Source organism: Aeromonas lacus (genome assembly GCF_000764665.1).
Classification (GTDB): domain Bacteria; phylum Pseudomonadota; class Gammaproteobacteria; order Enterobacterales; family Aeromonadaceae; genus Aeromonas; species Aeromonas lacus.
Genome location: NZ_JRGM01000129.1, coordinates 70997 through 90418, shown reverse-complemented (window position 1 = coordinate 90418; position 19422 = coordinate 70997). Strand labels below are relative to the sequence as shown.

Genomic DNA, 19422 nt, shown 5'->3' with positions numbered 1-19422 from the left:
GAGCCCAGATGAACACCGCTTACTTTCTGATCAATACCGTTTTCGATCTCTACCTGATGGTGGTTCTGCTGCGCGTCTGGCTGCAGTGGGCCCGCGCCGACTTCTACAACCCCATGAGCCAGATGGTGGTCAAACTGACCAACCCGCTGGTGGTGCCGCTGCGCCGGGTCATCCCGGGTCTGGGGGGGCTGGATCTCGCCTCCGTGGTGCTGGCGCTGGCTGTCGCCTTCCTCAAGCTGGCCCTGCTCAAGAGCATGAACGTACTGCTGGCCGACTGGCTCAGCATCAGCCTGTTCGCGGCACTGACCGTGCTGAAGAAAGCCGGTTCGATGATCTTCTGGGTACTGCTGATCCGCGCCATCCTGAGCTGGGTCAGCCAGGGCCGCAACCCCATCGAATATGTGATGTACCAGTTGACCGAGCCCTTCCTCTCTCCGATCCGCCGCGTACTGCCGGCGCTGGGCGGGCTGGATCTCTCGGTACTGGTTGCCTTTATCGGGCTGCAGGCCATCAACTATCTGCTGGGCGACCTGTTCGGCCAGCTGTGGTGGATGATTTGATGCCTGCCGTCCTGCTACAGGGGGATGAACTGGTACTGCATCTGATGATCCAGCCCAAGGCGAGCCGGGATCAGATCGTCGGATTGCACGGAGAAGAGTTGAAAGTGGCCATCACGGCACCGCCCGTCGATGGCCAGGCCAACAGCCATTTGATCAAGTTTCTGGCCAAGCAGTTCAAGGTGGCCAAGGGGCAGGTCACCATAGTGCGGGGCGAGCTGGGGCGACACAAGACGGTCGCCATCGACAGCCCCAAACAGTTGCCACCGGAAGTGAGCGCTCTGCTGGACAATCCGGCCTGAGCCAACATTGATACGAGAGGGATGACACCATGAAAACAGCCTGGATGAGCTGCCTGTTGGCACTGCTGATGACCCTGCCCCTGCGGGCTGAACAGATGAAGGAGCTGGGCCCATGGCAGGTGCACTACAACGCCTTCAACTCCAGCTTCCTCACTCCCGAGGTAGCCAAGACCTACGGTCTGGAGCGCAGCCGCTACAACGGCATCATCAACATTGCGGTGCAGGACAAGCAGGCCAAGGCCCAGGCGGTCTCCGTCACCGGCGAAGCCAAGAACCTCACCGGCACCATCCGCAACCTCAGCTTCCAGGAGGTCAAGGAGGGGGATGCCATCTACTATCTGGCAACCCTCCCATATCGCAATGAAGATACCTACCAGTTCACCTTGAAGATCATGGGGGGCGGTCAGCAGCAGATCCTCACCTTCCAGCAAACCTTCTACGTGGACTGAATAGCGCAGCAAAAAGCCCCGACTCAGGTCGGGGTTTTTGTTCGGGAAAAACAGCAAGGGCGCCATGATGGCGCCCTTGTTTTATGAATTATCCAGGCCTGTTACAGGGCGAGGAAGATGCTCGCGAGGGAGGCGCTCATCAGGTTGGCCAGCACGCCGGAGAGGATGGCACGCATACCGTAACGGGCGATAAAGCCTTTGCGCTCCGGCACCATGGCGCCCAGACCGCCGATCAGGATGGCCATGGAGGAGATATTGGCGAAGCCGCACAGGGCGAAGGTCACGATGGCCTTGCTCGACTCGCTCAGGGTCTGATCCTGCACCAATGCGATGAAGGCGACGAACTCGTTGACCACGATCTTGGTACCAATCAGGGCACCGGCCGCCTGTGCCTGCTCCCAGGGCACACCGATCAGCCAGGATACCGGGGCAAACAGCCAGCCCAGAATGATCTGGAAGCTCAGATCAAGACCCACCAGACCGCCAGCCCAGCCGAGCAGACCGTTGAGCATGGCGATCACGCCAACGAAGGCCAGCAGGGTTGCACCGACCGCCACAGCGATATTGAGGCCGGCCATGGCACCATCGGCAGCCGCTTCAATCACGTTGGTGGCACGGGGGATCTCGACATCCTGATGGTGATCCACCTCTTCAACACTCGGCGGCACCAAGATCTTGGCCATCGCCAGACCGGCCGGCGCGGACATGAAGGCGGCCGCAATCAGATATTTCAGCTCAACCCCGATACTGGCATAACCCACCAGAGTGCCACCGGCGACGGAGGCGAGACCACAGCTCATCACTGCGAAGAACTGGGAGTCGGACATCTTGGAGAGGTAGGGTTTGACCACCAGCGGCGCTTCCACCATGCCGACGAAGATGTTGGCGGTGGCGGAGAGGCTCTCGGCACGGCCGGTGCCCAGCAGCTTCTGCAGACCGCCGCCCAGCAGGGCGATGACCCGCGGCATGATGCCGATGTGATAGAGGATGGCGATCACCGCGGAGAAGAAGATGATGACCGGCAGCACGTTGAAGGCAAAGATGAAACCCAGCTTGAACTTTGCCAGATCGCCGAACAGGAAGGCGATCCCCTCCTGACCGTAGCCAATCACGCTGCTGACACTCTCGCTCACCCCGTTCAGCACGTGCTGACCAGCAGGCAGCCAGAGTACCAGCGCGGCAAACATGACCTGCAGGCAGAGGGCAAGGCCAACTGTTCGCAACGGGATACGACGACGATTATCAGAGCAGATCACGGCAAGCGCCAGGATACTCAGGATGCCGAGCAGGGCAATCATAGGGACTCCATCAGGTGGGGAAAAAGATGGGCGCGGATTCTGCGCCTCTCCCCCCGTCACTGCAAGTCCACTTGGTTACGGCTCTGTTAGAAAAAACGTTTGCACGATACCGGTTGCGCCAACTGGCTGATTTGGCTCGATTTTAGTATCAGAAGAAATCAAGTGTTTCCACTTAAAAACAATCATTCCTCACTACCGGACAATCGACCACCAAGCCAGGGGGCCAGCCGCTGTTCCCAGTAGGGCTCCGGGCCAAAGCGAGCCTTGAGGAAATCGATGAAGAGACGGATCTTGGGATCCAGATGTTCGCGCCGGGCATAGACGGCATGCACCGCCATCTGCTGGTTCGGCCGCCACTCGGGCAGCAACGGGATCAGCTTGCCGCTCTGCAGCTCCTTGTCCAGCAAGTAGTTGGCGATGTAGGCGATGCCAAGCCCGGCCAACGCCGCATCGCGCACCGCCTCCGCCATATCGACCCGATAGTTGCCAGCAACCTGCACCGTCTGGCGCTCCTTGCCCTGACGGAATGACCACTGGTGATAGCGCCGCTCCCGGCTCTGATAGGTGATGCAGTTGTGCTGGGCCAGCTCTTTCGGATGGAGCGGCGTACCGTGGCTCAACAGGTAATCCGGCGAAGCCGCCAGCACGAAGCCGATATCGGCCAGCCGCTGCCCGACCAGCCCTTCCGGTTTGTCTTCATAGGTGGTCAGCCAGAGATCCAGCCCCTCATCCACCAGATTGGTTTTGTGGTCGAACAGGGAGACCTCCAGCTCCAGCTCGGGATAACGGTCCTGAAACGCCTTGAGATGAGGAATGACATGCAGACGGCCGAAAGATTGGCCCACCCCGAGATGAAGCACGCCACTCACCTTGCCGCGCCGCTCGGCGATCATCGAGTTCGCCTCCTGCGCGACCGCCACCAGCGCATGGCAGTGGCGGGCATACTCCTGACCCAGCTCGGTCAGGGCGAAGCGACGGGTGGTTCGCTGTACCAGCTGGGCGCCGAGGGCGGTCTCCAGCAGCGCCAGCTGCTTGCTGATATGAGATTTGGAGACCCCGAGACGGCGGGCGGCGGCAGAGATACCCTGCTCGCGCACCAGCGCGTCGAAGATCACCATTTGCGGAAGACGTTGCAGCACAGGATAACCGGGTTGAAAGGGCGGGAGCCCATTATTCCAGAGCTCCTCGCCAAGGGGTAGGGTCAGAGCCCCAACGCCCGGGTTATCTGTAGCTTGAGGGGATCATCGGACGGATTCTGGTTGGCGCCGTAGCTTGCAATCAGCTTGCCATCGCGCCCCACCAGATACTTGTGGAAGTTCCAGTTCGGTTCATCGCCATCTGCGGCCGCCGCCAGCCCCTTGAACAGCGGCACGGCATCAGAACCACGTACCGCCACCCGGTTGAACATCGGGAAGGTCACACCATAGTCGCGACGGCACACCTCGGCGGTCTTGTTCTCGTTGCCCGCCTCCTGCCAGAAGTCGTTGGAGGGGAAACCGAGAATAATCAGCCCCTTGTCCTTGTAGCTCTGATAAAGCTTCTCCAGATCGCGAAACTGGCCGCTATAGCCGCAGTAGGAGGCGGTATTGACCACCAGCACCACCTTGCCCTCGGTCAGCTGACAGAGATTGTGGCGCTGGGTGCTGTTGAGCTCGCGCATCTCCACATTGAAATAGTCGGGACAGGCGGCAGATGCCATGCCGCTGCCAAGCAGCAACAACAGCGCTAACCATTTCATCGGCAACACTCCTTGTGGTTTTCTCTCTGATACGTCCCTTGCACCGGGGCGGTTCACTCTCAATGGAGAGGAATGCCGGTCAGCCAACCGTGGCCCCAGAAGATGAGCAGCGCCGTGGCCGCCAGTCCGGCCCCGACACTGATGCCGGTACCGGTCCAGTTGGCCTCGGGCCGTGGATATTTCTGCCAGTCCCGCACCGAAATCCAGACGATGCTCACCAACGCCCACAGCCCGATACCGCCAAACAGCACCAGTGAACGCGCCTCGCTATTGACCAGCAGGTGGGCAATGGCCCAGAGCAGGGTGCCGAGCAGCTGCGGATGAACCAGCCAGCGCCGCAAATGGTTGGGACCCTGCCCCGAAAAAAAGAGAATGAGGGAGATGGGCATCAGCCCCATCATGGCCAGCGGCCCCCAATCCGGCAGGAAATAGAGCGGAAATGGCCGGACGGTGCGCCAGCCGGCGATGATGCAGGCGATGGCAACGAACACCAGCAGGGAGAAGAGCCCCTTGTAACGATTTTCCCCGAGCCGCTCGCGCAGCCGTGCCCGATGCGCCGCTGCAAAACAGGGGTAGAGGTGGATCAGGGTAAACAGCGCGACGCCCAGAGTCAGCAGGATCATGGGTCTCTCCTTGTTCGTGTGGCTACCACTATGCCGGAAAGGGCGGGATGCGCCTATAGAAACCACGCGGCCCCATGGCATCGAACATGGAGCTGGAGGATGTAACAAGAAAAAAGCCGATCACGGAGGATCGGCAAAGAAGTGCCAGGGCAGCCAGACATCTCGCGGGATGAGAGATGCCCCATACGGGGATATTGGGTGGCCGATGGCGCCCATCGGCCGAACCGGATCAGCCCTTGAGCTGATAGAGTGCCGCGACGTTGCGCGCGGTCAGCTGAATGTTGGTGCTGGCGGTCTCCAGTGCTTCCGGCAGGGACATGGCACGGTTGACCACGGCGAACACCGCATCCAGCCCGTGCTCGTGCACCACGCCGCAATCATCGGTCAGACAGCCGGAGATACCGATCACCGGCTTGCCGAACTGCTTGGCACAGCGTGCGACACCGATTGGCGTCTTGCCGTGGATGGTCTGGCTGTCGATACGACCTTCACCGGTAATGACCAGATCCGCATCGGCCACTTCATCGGCCAGTTTCAGGGCTTCGATGACGATCTGGATACCGGGCTTGAGCTCGGCACCAAGCAGACCGACCAGTGCGGCCCCCATGCCACCGGCGGCGCCTGCCCCCGGAATATCCTTCACCTGCTTGCCAAGGGCCTGCTCGATGCAGTCGGCATAACGGGAAAGGTTAGCATCGAGCTGCTGCACCATCTCCGGGGTCGCCCCCTTCTGCGGGCCAAACACCGCTGAGGCGCCTTTCGGGCCGCACAGCGGGTTGTTCACATCGCACGCCACCTCGATAACCAGATCGCCCAGACGCGGATCCAGACCGCTCAGGTCGATAGTCGCGAGTTCTGCCAGACCTGCACCGCCCAGCTCGATGGCTGAGCCATCGGCTTTGAGCAACTTGCCGCCGAGCGCCTGGATCATGCCGGCACCGCCGTCATTGGTGGCGCTGCCGCCGATACCGAGGATGAGGTGTTTCACCCCCATCTCCAGCGCAGCCAGGATCAGCTCGCCAGTGCCGAAGCTGGAGGTGAGCAGCGGATTGCGCTGCTCGGGAGCGACCAGATGGATACCGGAGGCGGCGGCCATCTCGATAACGGCGCGCTGACCATCACCCAGCAGGCCGACAAAACCCTGTACCTTGTTGCCAAGGGGGGCGGTCACTTCGACCGGGAGGATGCGGCCGCCGGTGGCATCGACCAGCGACTGCACCGTGCCCTCGCCGCCATCGGCCATCGGCAATTTGACGTAGGTGGCGTTTGGCAACACCTGTTTGAAACCGGCCTCGATGGCATCAGCCACCGCCATGGCGCTCAGGCTCTCCTTGAATGAATCGGGGGCAATAACAATTTTCATATCAATTCCTTAGGCGAGGCCAAACACGCCAAACATCAGGGTGGAGACAGCTGCAATGGTCAGACCGACTGCGGTTTCGTAGGGGATAAGCTTGAGTCGCTCACCCACGCCCATGTGGACGCTGCCGCCAGTGGCATGGAAGAAGGAGCCGTGGGGCATATGGTCAAATACGGTGGCACCGGCATGGATCATGGCAGCACCCGCCAGCGCGCTGACACCCAGTTCAAGCAGGGTGGAGCTGAATACGTTGGAAGCGACTACGGTACCAGCGGTAGTCGAGGCGGTTGCCAGCGACATCAGGGCACCGGAGATGGGGGCCAGCAGGTAGGAGGGCAGACCGGAGGCGGTCAGGCCGCTGATCAGCACATCTTTCAGACCGGAGTTGGCAATGATGCCCGCCAGAGTACCGGTACCCAGCAGCATGATGGCCACCGGCGCCATGCGGGAAAGACCGGAGACCGCAAACTGGTTCACCTTGCTGAACTTGCCCATCATCAGGGCACCGACCAGACCACCGAGGGGCAGCGCAATCAGCGGATCCACCACGATACCGGCAACCGGACGCAGGGCCAGCAGCAGGATGGCAACCAGCGGCGCACTGATGGCGGCGGCAAAGCCCGGCAGTTTGGTGCCCTCGAAGCTCACCACCTCGTCGGCGGCAACCTTGCTGCCCTTGTTATTCAGACGCTTGGCCAACCAGTAGGCCATCACCAGACCAAACAGGCCCGGGATGATGCCGGCCGCCATGACCGAGGTCAGGGGTAGGTGGAAGGCATCCGCAGCCGCGATGGCGTTGGGGTTGGGTGACATGACGTTGCCCGCCTTGCCGCCACCGATCATAGCCAGCAGGATGGCCGCCTTGGAGAGGTCGGCACGGCGAGCGATGGCCAGCGCAATGGGGGCGACCGTAATGACTGCCACGTCTACGAATACACCGACCGCGGTCAGGATCATGGTCGCCAGCGCCAGCGCCAGCAGGGCGCGCGTCTCACCCAGCTTCTTGACGATGGTCTCGGCGATGGTGGTGGCCGCACCCGATTCGATCAGCACACCGGCCAGTACGCCGGCCGCCAGGATCCGCATCACCGCAGTGGTGATCCCCTGGGCGCCGCCAATCATCAGGGCAACGGTCTGGGTCAGATCGGCGCCGCCGATCAGGCCGCCGGCGAGCGCGCCAACGATCATGCCGTATGCGGGCGGTACCTTCTTCAAAATGAGGAAGATGGCGATGGAGAGCGCCGCGATGGCGCCAAGGGCTGTAACCGGGATCATGACGGACACCTTCAATGGGAGTGAATGGCCGCCATTATGGAGATCTGCAATCAGAATGCTTTGGCCAAATGGCCAAATATTGGATCATTGAACAGGATTTATTTGTCTATTTTAACAATCACAAGTCGAGATTAAGGCCGAGATAGAGCAAAAATTTGTCGTCTAACTTATTGAAATTCAATCCGGTTATCTGCTCGATCCGGCTTAGTCGGTAACGCAGGGTATTGGGGTGAATGAACAAAGCTTCGGCACAGCGATGCAGATCACAATCCTGCAAGAAATATTGGCGCAGGGTCTTCTGCAGCGCTCCCTTGCCATCTTCCCGGGCCAGTTTCTGCAGCGGTGTGCGCAGCTGATCCGCCTGCCAGGAGTCTGCCAGACTGCCGAGCAGCACCGGCAAGCGGTAATCCTCGAAGAAGTAGACCTGCTTGCGCGGCGCTTGGCGCATGCCACGGCGCAAGGTATCCCGCGCCGTCTGGTAGGAGCGCGCCAGCCCGTCGATCCCGGCGAAGTAATCCCCCACCCCGATCCGCACTTTGAAGTGAGGGATACGCGCCAGCAGCTGCTTGATCCGGCTGCGCTCCTGCGCCGATTGCCAGAGGCCGTCGCTGAGCTGGGCCGGTTTTAGCACCACTATCTCGTCGAGACCGTTGATAGCCACCAGATTGTCCCGCTCCGGGTTCTCCAGCAGATGTACCAGCTCTCGCAGCCGGGCCGGGTCGCTCTCCTCCAGTGCCAGCACCGCCACCACTCGTGGCTGACCGAGATCGAGCCCGAGGAAGCGAGCTGCCTGCTGCAGCTGATCGACCCGCCCCTCGCCACGAATGAGCTGCAGCACCAGCTCCTCCTTGTGACGCTTGTCCCACTGCAGCTGTTCGGTGAGCGCCGCCTGCTCTAGGATCAGCTCGGCAGTCATTCGTACCAGCTCGGCGTAAGCTCGCACTTCATCCGGATCGCCGGAGATACCGATGACCCCCAGCAACTCCCCCTGATAGGCGATGGGCAGGTTGATGCCGGGGCGCACCCCCTTAAGCTCGCGGGCGGTCGCTTCGCTGATCTCCACCACCCGGTTTTCGGTCAGCGCCAGCACGGCCCCCTCGTGGCGCTGGTGGAGCCGCTCCGGATTGCCGGACGCAATGATGAGACCGTGTTCGTCCATCACGTTGACCGAGAACGAAAGGATCTTCATCGCCCGGCTCACAATCTGGCGCGCCAGGGTATCGTTTAGCTGCATAACATCTCCAAAGAAGGGACTCGGCAACCCGCAGGAAAGCACCTGCTGCGGGGCAAAGATGCCACATCATCAAGACAAGCGAGAGGGGGATCGCTAGAATAGGCCACTTTACCCGATGTAAGCCCGCCATGGAGCAGGATTTGGTGCTGCCACCCCGGCTTCGTGCAGGCCCATCCCCCCGATTTGGAGTGCGCTATGGATTATGAATTTCGCCGCGACCCGTTCGGTGGTTATCGCGCCCGCTTCTCCATGGGCCATGAAGCCATCGGCCAGTGGCTGATCGACGAAGTGGGCAAAGATGAGGAGAAGATTGACGAGCTCTTCGCCATCATCGACCAGCTCTCCAGTCGGAGTCGCACCGAATACCGGCTCACCGGCGGGGATTACTCCCTGCTGCTGACTCACGAAGAGGCGGAGGTGAAGGCCAACGTCCTCAATATCGAACTGGGCGAGGATCTCGACGATCTCGCCTACTACGATGATGAACAGCTGGCCATGTGCGGGCTGGAAGATTTTGCCCAGGTGCTCACCTCCTGGCGCGCCTTTATCCGCAATGAGGATATGGGCTGATTGACCCCGTTTCGCTTATTCTGGTCGGCCACTGCGGTCGACCATCCAAACCAACAGGATTGACTATGTCTATTTACGATTTTGATGACGAACTGCCGGAAGACGAAGAACAGGAATCCACCAAGAAAGCAGCTGCTCCCGCCAAGAAGAAAGGCAAGCAGGTGCTGAACACTCAGGTCAACCTGAGCCCGCGCGATGCCAGCCGTCTGAACGGCATGCACGTTGAAGCAATCACCACCCTGGATGATGTCAGTCTGCCGAAGAACGTCATCTTCAAGGCCGGCCTGATCGCGTTGGGTGAGCTGGATGCCAACCAGCGCGCCGATATCATCGCCCGCGTCATCGCCGAATCAGGCCGCTAATCGCGCCCCTGAATGAACAAAGCCGGAGCAACTGCTCCGGCTTTGTTGTTTCTGACCCCCTTACTTGCAGCGAGGCGAGCGGGGCATGCTTCTTGGCACCAGCTTGTCGTAATGACCGCTGGCACGACTCGCCGCCAGCGCCTCGTTGAACCGATCGATCAGCTCTCGGCCATCGGGTGCCTTGCGCGAGACCATCAGATAGAAGCTATCGGTCTGGCGAAAGTAGGGGAGCGGCTGCAGATAGTTGGGATCGCCAAAGACCCGCATGCTGGCATCGGCGGTGACCGCATCGTTCATCGGCATCAGCTCCACCCGCTTGAGCGCCACCATCTGCAGGCACTGCGCCAGAGTGGCGGGACGGATCAGCTGCAGTGAAAAGCGGGCGATCACCTCGTCGGCATGACTGGTGCTCCAGCCCGCCGGAATGCAGACCCGCAGCCCCTGCCACTTGCCATCGAGCACCGCATCGCTGCCCTGATAGGTGAACCAGGAGAGGTGATCAATATGGAGCGGGGCGCTGTAGTAGAAGAGTTTGGCCCGCTCGCTCGTCCAGGCGTAGGGGTAGGTGGCCGTCATCAGGCCATTGCGGGTCAGCTCATAGCCCCGGTTCCAGGGCAGATAATCCACCTTCACCTCGTCATAGCCGGCCTGGCGCAGCAGCGCCGTCACCAGCCGGGTGCTCTCCCCGCCATCCGCCAGCTCCTTGCCGCTGTAGGGAGCAAACTCCCCGGTCGCCAGCAACACGGGGGCTGCCTGCAACCAGGCGCACCAACAACAGAACAACCACAGATAGTGCTTCATCACCGACTCTCCCTTCACCCTGTGATGAGTATAGAGAAGGGGCCCGACCACCTGCTGCGCGGTTGTTCTCGCTGCGGCCCCTTGTTAAGGTTGCCGTTTGCCTCGACCAAGGAGATCCAATGTTACCCCTGCCCGATTCGCTTATCTGGGGCGCGCTGGCGCTGGCCGTGCTGTTTGCCCTGCTGCGCCAGCGTCTTCCCGCATTTGGCCTGCTGGGCCTCTCTCTGCTGCTGGCCCTGTGGCTTGGCCGCATCACGCTGCCTGCGCTGATCATCACGCTGGCGGGATTGCTGTTGGCGTGGCGCACACCCGCCCTGCCCCCCCGCTGGGCGACCACGGCCAGAGTTGTGCTGATTGTCTGGTCGATTGCGCTGACCCTGCACTTCATACCGGGTTTCAGCAATCTCAAGGTGCTGGACAAGGTGCTCGCCGGCCCCGGCAGCGTGCCGTTCAACATGTACCTCAATCTGGACAAGCCGCTGCTGATCTTTGCCCTGCTGCTCGCCTTCCCGACCCTGTTTGGTAAAGGAGGGGTCATTCGCTGGCGTCCGCTGGCTCTGCTGATCCTGCCGCTGGCGGCGCTGTTCGGCATTGCGTGGCAACTGGGAGCTCTGCGCCCCGAGGTGGGACTGCCCCACTGGTGGTGGCTGTTTGCCCTCAACAATCTGCTGTTCACCTGTGTGGCGGAAGAGGTGCTGTTTCGCGGCGCGATCCAGCAGGAGCTGGCAAGCCGCAGTAAACCCTGGTTTGCCATTGTGATCAGTGCCCTGCTGTTTGGCGCCATCCACCTGCCCGGTGGCCCCCTGCTGGCGCTCTTCGCTACTCTTGCAGGCTGCTGTTATGGTCTGGCCTTCCAGCTAAGCGGCCGCCTCAGCGTAGCCATCGCAGTGCACTTCGCCTTCAACTTCGCGCATCTGGCGCTCTTCACCTATCCGCTGGCCCACCACTAACTCCTGCAGGCGCCCGACACGGGCGCCCTCTCTCGAACCGCCCTCTCTTCAAGCGTGTTGCCTTGCTCGCTTTACACCTCCATAAAGCTCCAAACAAAACCAATTCATTTACTTGTAACCAAAATGTAAACAAACTGACCTCTGCATTCGCCATAACAGTCACTTTCCATTGCCCTGCAACCAAAAGGATCCTGTGATGCAGAAAACCCTCAGTTATGCCGCCCTGCTGCTGGTCAGCCAGTTCCCGCAACTGGTGCTGGCCGATACCGATGTCTATCTCACCAACAACAGTCCTGAACCGCTCCAGATCGACATCCGCCAAAGCGGTAGCGGCCAGCTGCAACCCGGCAGTCAGTGGCTTCAGCACCGCACCGAGCTGGGCCCCTGGGAGAGTGCCATGGTGCTCAGCTTCAATCGCTATGAGGGGGTCAAGGCGGGCAAGAGCTATCTGTTCGAAACCCGCGTGACTACAGCGAGTGGCGACGTCTATCGCCTCAACCAGCTGATGGAGGGAACCTGGTGGAACACCACCTTGCAGCACGGTGGCGAGACACCGACCAGCGCATCCGGCTGGCAAAACGATCGGGAGATCCATCGCGTTGCGGGACCACAAGAGCTGGCCTTTGCCGCCAAGTTCACCGGCCGCTACGACGATCTGCACTATATGATCACGCCCCCCCCAAAACGGGAGCAGCCGGAACCGGCAGAAAACAGGCTCAAGGTGGCCAGCTACAACATCTGGGCGCTGCCGGTGATCGCCTCCAGCATCGGTGAGCGGCTGGCTCTGCTGCCAGAGCATCTCAAGGGCTATGACGCTCTGCTGCTACAAGAGGTATTCGATGGCCGTCGCGAGGGCTTTTTACAGGCACTGGCAAAAGAGTACCCTTACCAGACCAAGGTGCTCGACAAGCCAGGGGTCAACGTCCACGACGGCGGCGTGGTGATCGTCAGCCGCTATCCCATAGTGCGGGAGGCACAGCTGGTCTATCCCCAATGCACCGGCACCGACTGCTTCGCCGACAAGGGGGTGATGTACGCAGAGGTGATCAAGGGGGGCAAGGCGTGGCACCTGTTCGCCACCCACACCGCCAGCTTCGACACCGACGAGGCGCGCAAGCTGCGCCAGATCCAGTTCGGCCAGATCCGCGCGCTGGCTGCCAGCCTGAAGATCCCCGCCAGCGACACCGTCATCTATGGCGGCGACTTCAACGTCAACAAACGCAAGTTTGCCGATGACTACGCCAGCATGCTGGCCAATCTGAACGCCCATGAACCCACCTACGGCGGCTACACCGAAGCCACCTTCGATCCCAGGATCAACCCCTATGCCGGTGGCCCGCTCTCCGGTGGTGCCAACGTCGAGTATCTGGACTATCTGGTGGTGAGCCGGGAGTACGGCAGCACCAGCCGCAACCTCAACAGCGTCTGGATCCCCCGCAGCAGTGATGGCAGCCTCTGGCCAGCCAGCAACCTCTCAGACCACTTCCCGATCAAGGGAGAGATCAGCCGATGAAGCGTCACTACGGCTTGCTGGCGCTGGCAATTCTGACGCTTTTACTGGTGAATCTGGGCTGGCAGGAAGAGCCGTCCTCCATATCGCCAGAACGGCCGACGACCCCCTCTCTGGCCGATGCGCAGTTGCCAGCAGCACCGGGGAGCCCGCCTCCCCGCATGACACACGCGGAGGGGATGGATGGCAAAAGCAAGGGAGTGCCCAGCAGTTGGCTGGCGATGCCGGATGAACTGATCCGCCAGCTTGCCAGCGAGATCAGCGACAGCGAGTTGCCGCTGGCGCAGCGCTTGAGCAATCTGGAGGCAACAGAGGCCGGGTGGCTGAGCGAGGGGGAGAGCCTGATCCGGCTACAGGGGCGCTATGCCCTGGCGCTGGATCAACTGGCGCAAGAGAGCGAGCAGTTGCCGCTGGCCGAACGGCTGGACGCCCTCAGCCGCTTGCAGGATCGGTGGGCGGCGGATCATCCGGACCTAGCAGTGGACCTGTTCAACCCGGATGCCCGCCTGCAGCAAGCTCGTCAGCTGTGGGGAGATGAGGAGCTGGCCACCCTGGCCCGCCACTTCCTGCCCACAGAGCAGGCCGACGCCACGCTGGCGTTTGCCGGGGCGCGCCAGCAGCAGCTGGATCAACGCAGCCGCTACCAGCAAGAGCTGGCCGCGCTGGAGCAGCAACTGGCGGCCAGCCAACAGCAGATGGATCCCGCGCTATGGCAACAACACAAAGAGGAGGTGTTGAGCCAGTGGCGCCGTGACTTCTTCGCCCGGGAGCAAGGAAAACCCTAGGGTCAGCGCTTGCCCTGGAACTGCTTGACGCTGCGCTTGGCCTGAGTACGGCGATTGGCCTGCTTGTCGCGGGCCGGGCGCTTGCCCTCCCCGCTGGCAGGCTGGTCGGTGACCGGGAATCCGGCCAGCTCACCCAACGGCAGCTCACGGCCGGTCAGGGTGCGGATCGCAGTCAGCGTCTCGGCCTCACCGTGGCAGGTGAGCGAGATGGCGAGCCCGCTGCGCCCGGCCCGGGCAGTACGGCCAATACGGTGCACATAGACAGGCGCGCTGGCGGGGAGATCCAGATTGATCACCACCGGCAGCGCCTCCACATGGATGCCGCGCGCCATCAGGTCGGTGGCGACCAGCACCCGCACCCGACCCTCCTTGAAATCGCCGAGCGCCTGCTCGCGTACCGCCTGCTCCTTCTCGCCATGGAGGGCGGCCACCGCAATGCCCGCCTTGGCCAGCTTTCTGGCAACCCCGTCGGCATCATCACGCGCACTGATAAAGACCAGCACCTGCGGCCACTCGTGAGCCTTGAGCAGGCTGATAAGCGCCGGCACCTTGCTGCTCTTGTTGACCAGATAGAGCCGCTCCTCGATATCGTCGGCCACGCTGTTGCGGGGATCCGCTTCCACCCGCTCCGGATCCTTCAGCAGACCGGTCGCCAACTCCTCGAGCTCGCCCGGCAGAGTGGCAGAGAAGAGCAGGGTCTGACGCTCGACCGGCATGCCATTCATCAACCACTGGATGTCTGGCCAGAAGCCCATCTCCAGCAGCCGGTCCGCCTCATCCAGTATCAGGGTGCGCAACCCGGCCAAAGTCAGCAGTTGCTGACCCAGCAGATCCCGCAACCGCCCCGGCGTCGCCACCAGCAGTTGCGGCCCCTGTGCCAACTCGGCCTTTTGCAACTCCTGCGCCACCCCGCCACACAGGGTCACCAGCCGCACGCCCAGCCCATCGGCAAAACCTTGCAGCGCACCGCTCACCTGTGCGGCCAGCTCGCGGGTCGGCACCAGCACCACCCCCTGCACCTCTGGCATGGCGGGATCCAGCCGCTGCAGCAGCGGCAGACCGAACGCCAGCGTCTTGCCACTGCCAGTGCGGGCCAGCGCCAGCAGATCCCGTCCCGCCAGCACGGCAGGAATGGCCAGTTGCTGCACCCGGGTCGGGCACTTGAGGTCGGTTGGCAGGGCTGCCAGCAGAGCGGGGGCGAGGGCGAGTTCGTTAAAGGTCATGGCGTTACGCAGATATCGGCTGAATGAAGAGGGGAAGGCGAAGTCTAGTGAGCAGGGAGAGATAAGTAAAACCCAATCCGTTATGGCACGGCAGGGAGAGGGGGATGGCTACACTTGTCCTGACCCTGTGCAAAGAGTGAGAAGCCATGATCAGACACATCCCCCTCCTGCTGCTGGCTGCCGCCCTGACCGGCAGCGTCACCCTCGGCCTCTCCCACAGCACGGCGAGCGACACAACCACCGCTCAGGGCAAACCGGTTCGCATCATCAATGCCCACCTTGGCGAGTTACCGGGGCTGATCAATGCCGACAAGACGGGTCCTTTTGTCGATCTGGTGCACGCCATCGACGATCTCTACCCCGATGTGACCATCAAGATCACTATCTATCCCATCGCACGGGCCATGGTTGGGGTGATCGCCGGCAAAGCCGATCTCGGCCTGCCCGCCATCCGTAATCTCAAGGATGTCGACATGCTGCCCTACCGCTTCAGCACCCGCAGCTTTGGCAAGGTGACCCATGTGATTTACAGCAATACCGCCAATCCGGTCACCACTGACATGGCTTATGGCATAGTTCCCACCAAACGGGACCTGCTGATCGAAGCCGTGCCCGACTATATGCCCTTCCCGGTACAGCGCTCGATGAGTATCGAGCAGTCATTGCGCAAGCTCTCTCGGGGTCGCATCGACGCCTTTGTCTGGGCTCAGGAAGAGGCGGATCTCATGCTGAAAAATCTGAAACTGACCAATATTCACCGTGAATTCTTTGGTGATTTCGAGGATGTCTTCATCATCCAGAAAGGGGAAAACGGAGATGAAATGGACGAATTTTTAAGTCGCTCCATCGAGCAACTCGCCGCCTCCGGCAAACTGGCCGAGATTTACGAGAAAATCCACCGACCCTATGTTGATTGGCAACCATCTCCGCTCGCCAAGGCTGAATCGCTAACCACCAAGCCCTGAACAGGCTCTCTCCCCATAAAAAAATCCCGCCTTGGCGGGATTTTTTACGTTCTGTCTCTTACAGCACAGCCAGCGCGGCGGCGTAGTTCGGCTCGTCGGCCACTTCGCCAACCAGCTCGCTGTGCAGCACCTTGTTCTCTTCATCCAGCACCACGATGGCACGGGCAGCCAGACCTACCAGCGGGCCGGAGGAGAAGGCTACGCCGTAATCCTGCAGGAAGGCGGCACCACGCAGGGTGGAGAGGGTCACCACCTTGTCCAGCCCTTCGGCGCCGCAGAAGCGGGACTGGGCGAACGGTAGGTCGGCGGAGATGCAGAGCACGACGGTGTTGTTCAGAGCACTGGCCTGCTCGTTGAACTTGCGCACCGAGGTGGCGCAGGTCGGGGTATCGACGCTCGGGAAGATATTCAGGATCTTGCGCTGACCGGCGAAGCTCGCCAGGGTCAGGTCGGAGAGATCCTTGGCTACTAGGGAGAAGGGCTTGGCCTGCTCACCGGCAAGCGGGAAGTGGCCAGCGACGGAAACCGGGTTGCCTTGCAGAGTGACTGAGTTGCTCATGTGTCATGTCCTTTATTGGTGTTGTAAAAATCAGGCTTCCCAGTATAGGCGTGCCCGAGGTACACAAACACCCGCCAACCACAGGGATATAACGGGAAAATGGCTGCTCCCCGGCCGATCCATCAACGCGATAAAAAGGGGGTTGACCTTGGATATAACACCAAGGTTTACACTCGATTCAGTTATTCAGGATCCCGCAGGGGCGGGATCCAGCCAAGAGGAACACACCATGAGCAAATCCTGCTGCTCCACCCAGCATGCTGCGGCCCCCATCAAGGCTGTCAGCAAGACCAGCCCCGTCGAGCACCAGCATAACAGTCACTGCTGTGACAATGCCGCGCCGGTCAGCTGCTGTGGCGGCGCCGCTTCTCATGATTATCAGGATCACGAGAAGTGCGACTCACCGGGAGATGAAGAGCCCCCCCTAGGCGGCGCGCACTCCCGGAGCTGCTGCACAGCCAATTCATCCCATGACCATGACCATGACCATGACCATCATGACCACGATGCACAGGCTCCTGTCGAGCCGCTGACCGCACCGGCGCAAGGCAACAGTCGCCACAGCTGGCAAGTCATGGGAATGGATTGCCCCAGTTGTGCCCGCAAGATCGAGACCGCCGTCAGCCGGGTGAGCGGCGTGCAGCAGGCGCGCGTGCTGTTTGCCACCGAGAAGCTGGTGGTGGATCTGGCCCCCGGCCTCTCCCCCGATCCCGTCACCGCCGCCGTACTGGCCGCCGGTTTCCAGCTCAAAGGGGAAAGCACTGGCAAGCAGGCAGCTGGCCGCGAGCACACTCCGCAGCCGACCCGGCTCGGCAACTTTCTCAATAAATATTGGCAGCCCCTGTCGCTGGCTGGCCTGATGCTGGTTGCCGCCCTGCTGCCGGGTGACATCGGTCAGCCGCTGTTTACCTTGGCCACCCTCTGGGGGCTGTGGCCCATCTCCCGCAAGGCGTGGGCGCTGACCAAGAGCGGCTCCCCCTTCGCCATCGAGACCCTGATGACGGTCGCCGCCGTGGGTGCCCTATTCCTCGGCGAAACCGCCGAAGCGGCCATGGTGCTGCTGCTGTTCATGCTGGGTGAGCATCTGGAGGCCTACGCCGCCGGCCGCGCCCGTGCCGGGGTCACCGCCCTGATGGCGCTGGTGCCTGACAAGGCGTTGCGCATCCGTACCACTGCCGAGGGCGAAGTGCGGGAAGAGGTCGGCGCCGATGAGCTGCGTCCCGGCGACATCATCGAAATCGCTCCGGGTGCCCGCCTCCCGGCCGATGCCCGCCTGCTCGACGCCCTCGGTGCGTTTGACGAGAGCGCCCTGACCGGTGAATCCATTCCGGTGGAGCGCCGCCAGGGTGACAAGGTGCCGGCCGGTAGTCTGGCTGCCGATCGGGTGTTACGCCTTGAAGTGGTATCGGAACCGGGCAACAACGCCATCGACCGCATCCTGCACCTCATTGAGGAAGCCGAGAGTCAGCGCGCCCCTATCGAGCGCTTTATCGACCGCTTCAGCCGCTGGTATACCCCGGCCATGATGCTGATCGCCCTGCTGGTGGTGCTGGTGCCGCCGCTGCTGTTCGGCCAGAGCTGGGACGAGTGGGTTTATCGTGGGCTGGCGCTGCTGCTGATCGGCTGCCCCTGCGCGCTGGTCATCTCCACCCCGGCAGCGGTGACCTCCGCACTGGCGGCGGCAACCCGACAGGGGGCCCTGATCAAGGGTGGTGCCGCACTGGAGCGACTGGCCCATATCGATACCGTGGCGTTTGACAAGACCGGTACTCTGACCTTGGGCAAGCCGCAACTGACCGAGCTGGTGAGTCTCAATGGTCAGAGCAATGGCGAACTGCTGACGTTGGCTGCCGCCATCGAGCAGGGCTCCCACCACCCGCTGGCTCGCGCCGTGGTCGCCGCCGCCAACGAGCAGGGGCTGGCACAGGTAGAAGCCCGCGATCTGCGCGCCCTGCCGGGCATGGGTGTTGAAGGGCGCATCAACGGCGAGCTGTGGCAACTGCTGGCACCGAGCCGCGTCGCTACGCTGAGCAAAAGCCAACACGCCCAGATCGCCATGCTGGAGCAACAGGGCAAGACGGTGGTCGTGCTCTGCCAGAGCAGCAGCGACCAGGCTCTGCCGGTTGCCCTGCTGGCGCTGCGAGATCAGATCCGGCCGGAAGCGGCAGAGGCGCTGCAAGAGCTCAACCGGCTCGGCCTGCAGAGCATCATGCTGACCGGGGACAACCCCCGCGCCGCTGAGGCCATCGCCGGTGAACTGGGGATGGGATGGCGCGCCGGCCTGTTGCCGGAGGGCAAGGTCGATGAAATCGCCAAGCTCGCCAGCACTCAGAAAGTCGCGATGATCGGTGATGGCATTAACGATGCCCCGGCCATGAAGCGGGCCAGCATCGGTATCGCCATGGGTGGCGGCACCGACGTGGCGCTGGAGACAGCCGATGCGGCGCTGACTCACAACCAGCTCGGCGGTATCGCTGCCATGATCCGCCTCTCCCGCTCCGCGCTGGCCAATATTCACCAGAATATCGCGCTGGCACTGGGACTGAAGGCCATCTTCCTGGTCACCAGTCTGCTCGGCATCACCGGCCTGTGGATTGCGGTGCTGGCCGATACCGGTGCCACCGCGCTGGTCACCGCCAACGCCCTGCGCCTGCTGCGCAAGCGTTAAGCCAGCCGATAGCATCCCAGCCAAAAGCCGTCCCCCAACCGGGACGGCTTTTCTTTTTCCTCTCACGACTCCTCGTAAAAGAAAAAGCGCGCCTGCCGGTCGGCAGTCGCGCTTTGCTTACTCTCTCGGATTATCCCACCCTTGGCGAGGTGGAATTCAACCCGGGGACGCCGAGCCATCCCCCGAGCTCAAT

The 19422-nt window shown here is 61.9% G+C and carries 20 protein-coding genes; 10 read left to right on the top strand and 10 right to left on the bottom strand.

Going from position 1 to position 19422, the window contains the following annotated elements; translation table 11 throughout:
* Nucleotides 1–8 precede the first annotated feature (8 nt).
* Genes LG31_RS0108490 through LG31_RS0108480 form a run of 3 tightly spaced genes read left to right on the top strand, consistent with a single transcriptional unit; the run spans nucleotide 9 to nucleotide 1308 of the window.
* Nucleotides 9–560 carry a YggT family protein gene (locus tag LG31_RS0108490; RefSeq protein WP_033114040.1) on the top strand — a complete coding sequence of 184 codons (552 nt, stop codon included), beginning with the start codon at nucleotides 9–11 and terminating at the stop codon, nucleotides 558–560.
* The gene (gene yggU / locus LG31_RS0108485; protein WP_033114039.1) at nucleotides 560–859 is read left to right on the top strand and encodes a DUF167 family protein YggU; all 300 of its coding nucleotides are present in this window, start codon (nucleotides 560–562) and stop codon (nucleotides 857–859) included. Before LG31_RS0108490 ends, yggU begins: the two co-directional genes overlap by 1 nt.
* A gap of 29 nt (nucleotides 860–888) precedes the next feature.
* A complete protein-coding gene (locus LG31_RS0108480; protein WP_033114038.1) occupies nucleotides 889–1308 on the top strand; it encodes a DUF4426 domain-containing protein in 420 nt (139 codons plus the stop codon).
* 101 nt (nucleotides 1309–1409) lie between these two features.
* Here the strand turns inward: LG31_RS0108480 and LG31_RS0108475 are convergent, their stop codons facing one another.
* The 7 genes from LG31_RS0108475 to LG31_RS0108445 all read right to left on the bottom strand — a co-directional run bounded on the left by LG31_RS0108475 (nucleotide 1410) and on the right by LG31_RS0108445 (nucleotide 8836).
* Nucleotides 1410–2606 (bottom strand): NupC/NupG family nucleoside CNT transporter, encoded by a 1197-nt coding sequence (locus LG31_RS0108475; protein WP_033114037.1) that lies wholly within the window; start codon nucleotides 2604–2606, stop codon nucleotides 1410–1412.
* 182 nt (nucleotides 2607–2788) lie between these two features.
* Nucleotides 2789–3724, bottom strand: coding sequence for a LysR family transcriptional regulator (locus LG31_RS0108470; RefSeq protein ID WP_033114036.1), 936 nt, complete (start codon nucleotides 3722–3724; stop codon nucleotides 2789–2791).
* 83 nt (nucleotides 3725–3807) lie between these two features.
* Complete coding sequence (locus LG31_RS0108465) at nucleotides 3808–4344, bottom strand: glutathione peroxidase (RefSeq protein WP_033114035.1); 537 nt, start codon at nucleotides 4342–4344, stop codon at nucleotides 3808–3810.
* Between the two features lie 59 nt (nucleotides 4345–4403).
* The gene (locus LG31_RS0108460; RefSeq protein WP_033114034.1) at nucleotides 4404–4967 is read right to left on the bottom strand and encodes an NnrU family protein; all 564 of its coding nucleotides are present in this window, start codon (nucleotides 4965–4967) and stop codon (nucleotides 4404–4406) included.
* Nucleotides 4968–5196: 229 nt separating this feature from the next.
* On the bottom strand, nucleotides 5197–6330 hold the full coding sequence (locus LG31_RS0108455) for a glycerate kinase (protein ID WP_033114033.1): 1134 nt from the start codon (nucleotides 6328–6330) through the stop codon (nucleotides 5197–5199).
* 9 nt (nucleotides 6331–6339) lie between these two features.
* Entirely contained in the window at nucleotides 6340–7602 is a 1263-nt protein-coding gene (locus LG31_RS0108450; RefSeq protein WP_033114032.1) for a GntP family permease, read from the bottom strand.
* Between the two features lie 118 nt (nucleotides 7603–7720).
* The gene (locus LG31_RS0108445; protein ID WP_033114031.1) at nucleotides 7721–8836 is read right to left on the bottom strand and encodes a sugar diacid recognition domain-containing protein; all 1116 of its coding nucleotides are present in this window, start codon (nucleotides 8834–8836) and stop codon (nucleotides 7721–7723) included.
* A gap of 195 nt (nucleotides 8837–9031) precedes the next feature.
* Between LG31_RS0108445 and LG31_RS0108440 the strand changes: the two genes are divergently transcribed.
* A complete protein-coding gene (locus tag LG31_RS0108440; protein WP_033114030.1) occupies nucleotides 9032–9406 on the top strand; it encodes a YacL family protein in 375 nt (124 codons plus the stop codon).
* A gap of 65 nt (nucleotides 9407–9471) precedes the next feature.
* On the top strand, nucleotides 9472–9768 hold the full coding sequence (locus tag LG31_RS0108435) for a hypothetical protein (protein ID WP_033114029.1): 297 nt from the start codon (nucleotides 9472–9474) through the stop codon (nucleotides 9766–9768).
* 60 nt (nucleotides 9769–9828) lie between these two features.
* On the opposite strand, the gene LG31_RS0108430 is transcribed toward LG31_RS0108435, so the two are convergent.
* Nucleotides 9829–10569, bottom strand: coding sequence for a substrate-binding periplasmic protein (locus tag LG31_RS0108430; RefSeq protein WP_033114028.1), 741 nt, complete (start codon nucleotides 10567–10569; stop codon nucleotides 9829–9831).
* A gap of 119 nt (nucleotides 10570–10688) precedes the next feature.
* Here LG31_RS0108430 and LG31_RS0108425 point away from each other — a divergent pair, with 119 nt between their 5' ends.
* From LG31_RS0108425 to LG31_RS0108415, 3 genes are all read left to right on the top strand, one after another.
* Complete coding sequence (locus tag LG31_RS0108425) at nucleotides 10689–11519, top strand: CPBP family intramembrane glutamic endopeptidase (protein ID WP_033114027.1); 831 nt, start codon at nucleotides 10689–10691, stop codon at nucleotides 11517–11519.
* 196 nt (nucleotides 11520–11715) lie between these two features.
* Nucleotides 11716–13032 (top strand): sphingomyelin phosphodiesterase, encoded by a 1317-nt coding sequence (locus LG31_RS0108420; RefSeq protein ID WP_033114026.1) that lies wholly within the window; start codon nucleotides 11716–11718, stop codon nucleotides 13030–13032.
* Nucleotides 13029–13814, top strand: coding sequence for a DNA repair protein RecN (locus LG31_RS0108415; protein WP_033114025.1), 786 nt, complete (start codon nucleotides 13029–13031; stop codon nucleotides 13812–13814). The genes LG31_RS0108420 and LG31_RS0108415 overlap by 4 nt, the downstream gene beginning before the upstream one ends.
* Nucleotides 13815–13816: 2 nt before the next feature.
* On the opposite strand, the gene LG31_RS0108410 is transcribed toward LG31_RS0108415, so the two are convergent.
* Nucleotides 13817–15037 (bottom strand): DEAD/DEAH box helicase, encoded by a 1221-nt coding sequence (locus LG31_RS0108410; RefSeq protein WP_033114024.1) that lies wholly within the window; start codon nucleotides 15035–15037, stop codon nucleotides 13817–13819.
* Between the two features lie 146 nt (nucleotides 15038–15183).
* Here LG31_RS0108410 and LG31_RS0108405 point away from each other — a divergent pair, with 146 nt between their 5' ends.
* Nucleotides 15184–16002 carry a type 2 periplasmic-binding domain-containing protein gene (locus LG31_RS0108405; RefSeq protein WP_033114023.1) on the top strand — a complete coding sequence of 273 codons (819 nt, stop codon included), beginning with the start codon at nucleotides 15184–15186 and terminating at the stop codon, nucleotides 16000–16002.
* A 58-nt stretch (nucleotides 16003–16060) separates the two neighbouring features.
* Here the strand turns inward: LG31_RS0108405 and tpx are convergent, their stop codons facing one another.
* Entirely contained in the window at nucleotides 16061–16561 is a 501-nt protein-coding gene (gene tpx, locus LG31_RS0108400; protein ID WP_033114022.1) for a thiol peroxidase, read from the bottom strand.
* A gap of 229 nt (nucleotides 16562–16790) precedes the next feature.
* Between tpx and LG31_RS0108395 the strand changes: the two genes are divergently transcribed.
* Nucleotides 16791–19229: a zinc/cadmium/mercury/lead-transporting ATPase gene (locus LG31_RS0108395; protein WP_033114021.1), complete on the top strand. Its 2439-nt coding sequence runs from the start codon at nucleotides 16791–16793 to the stop codon at nucleotides 19227–19229.
* The last annotated feature ends 193 nt before the right edge of the window (nucleotides 19230–19422 follow it).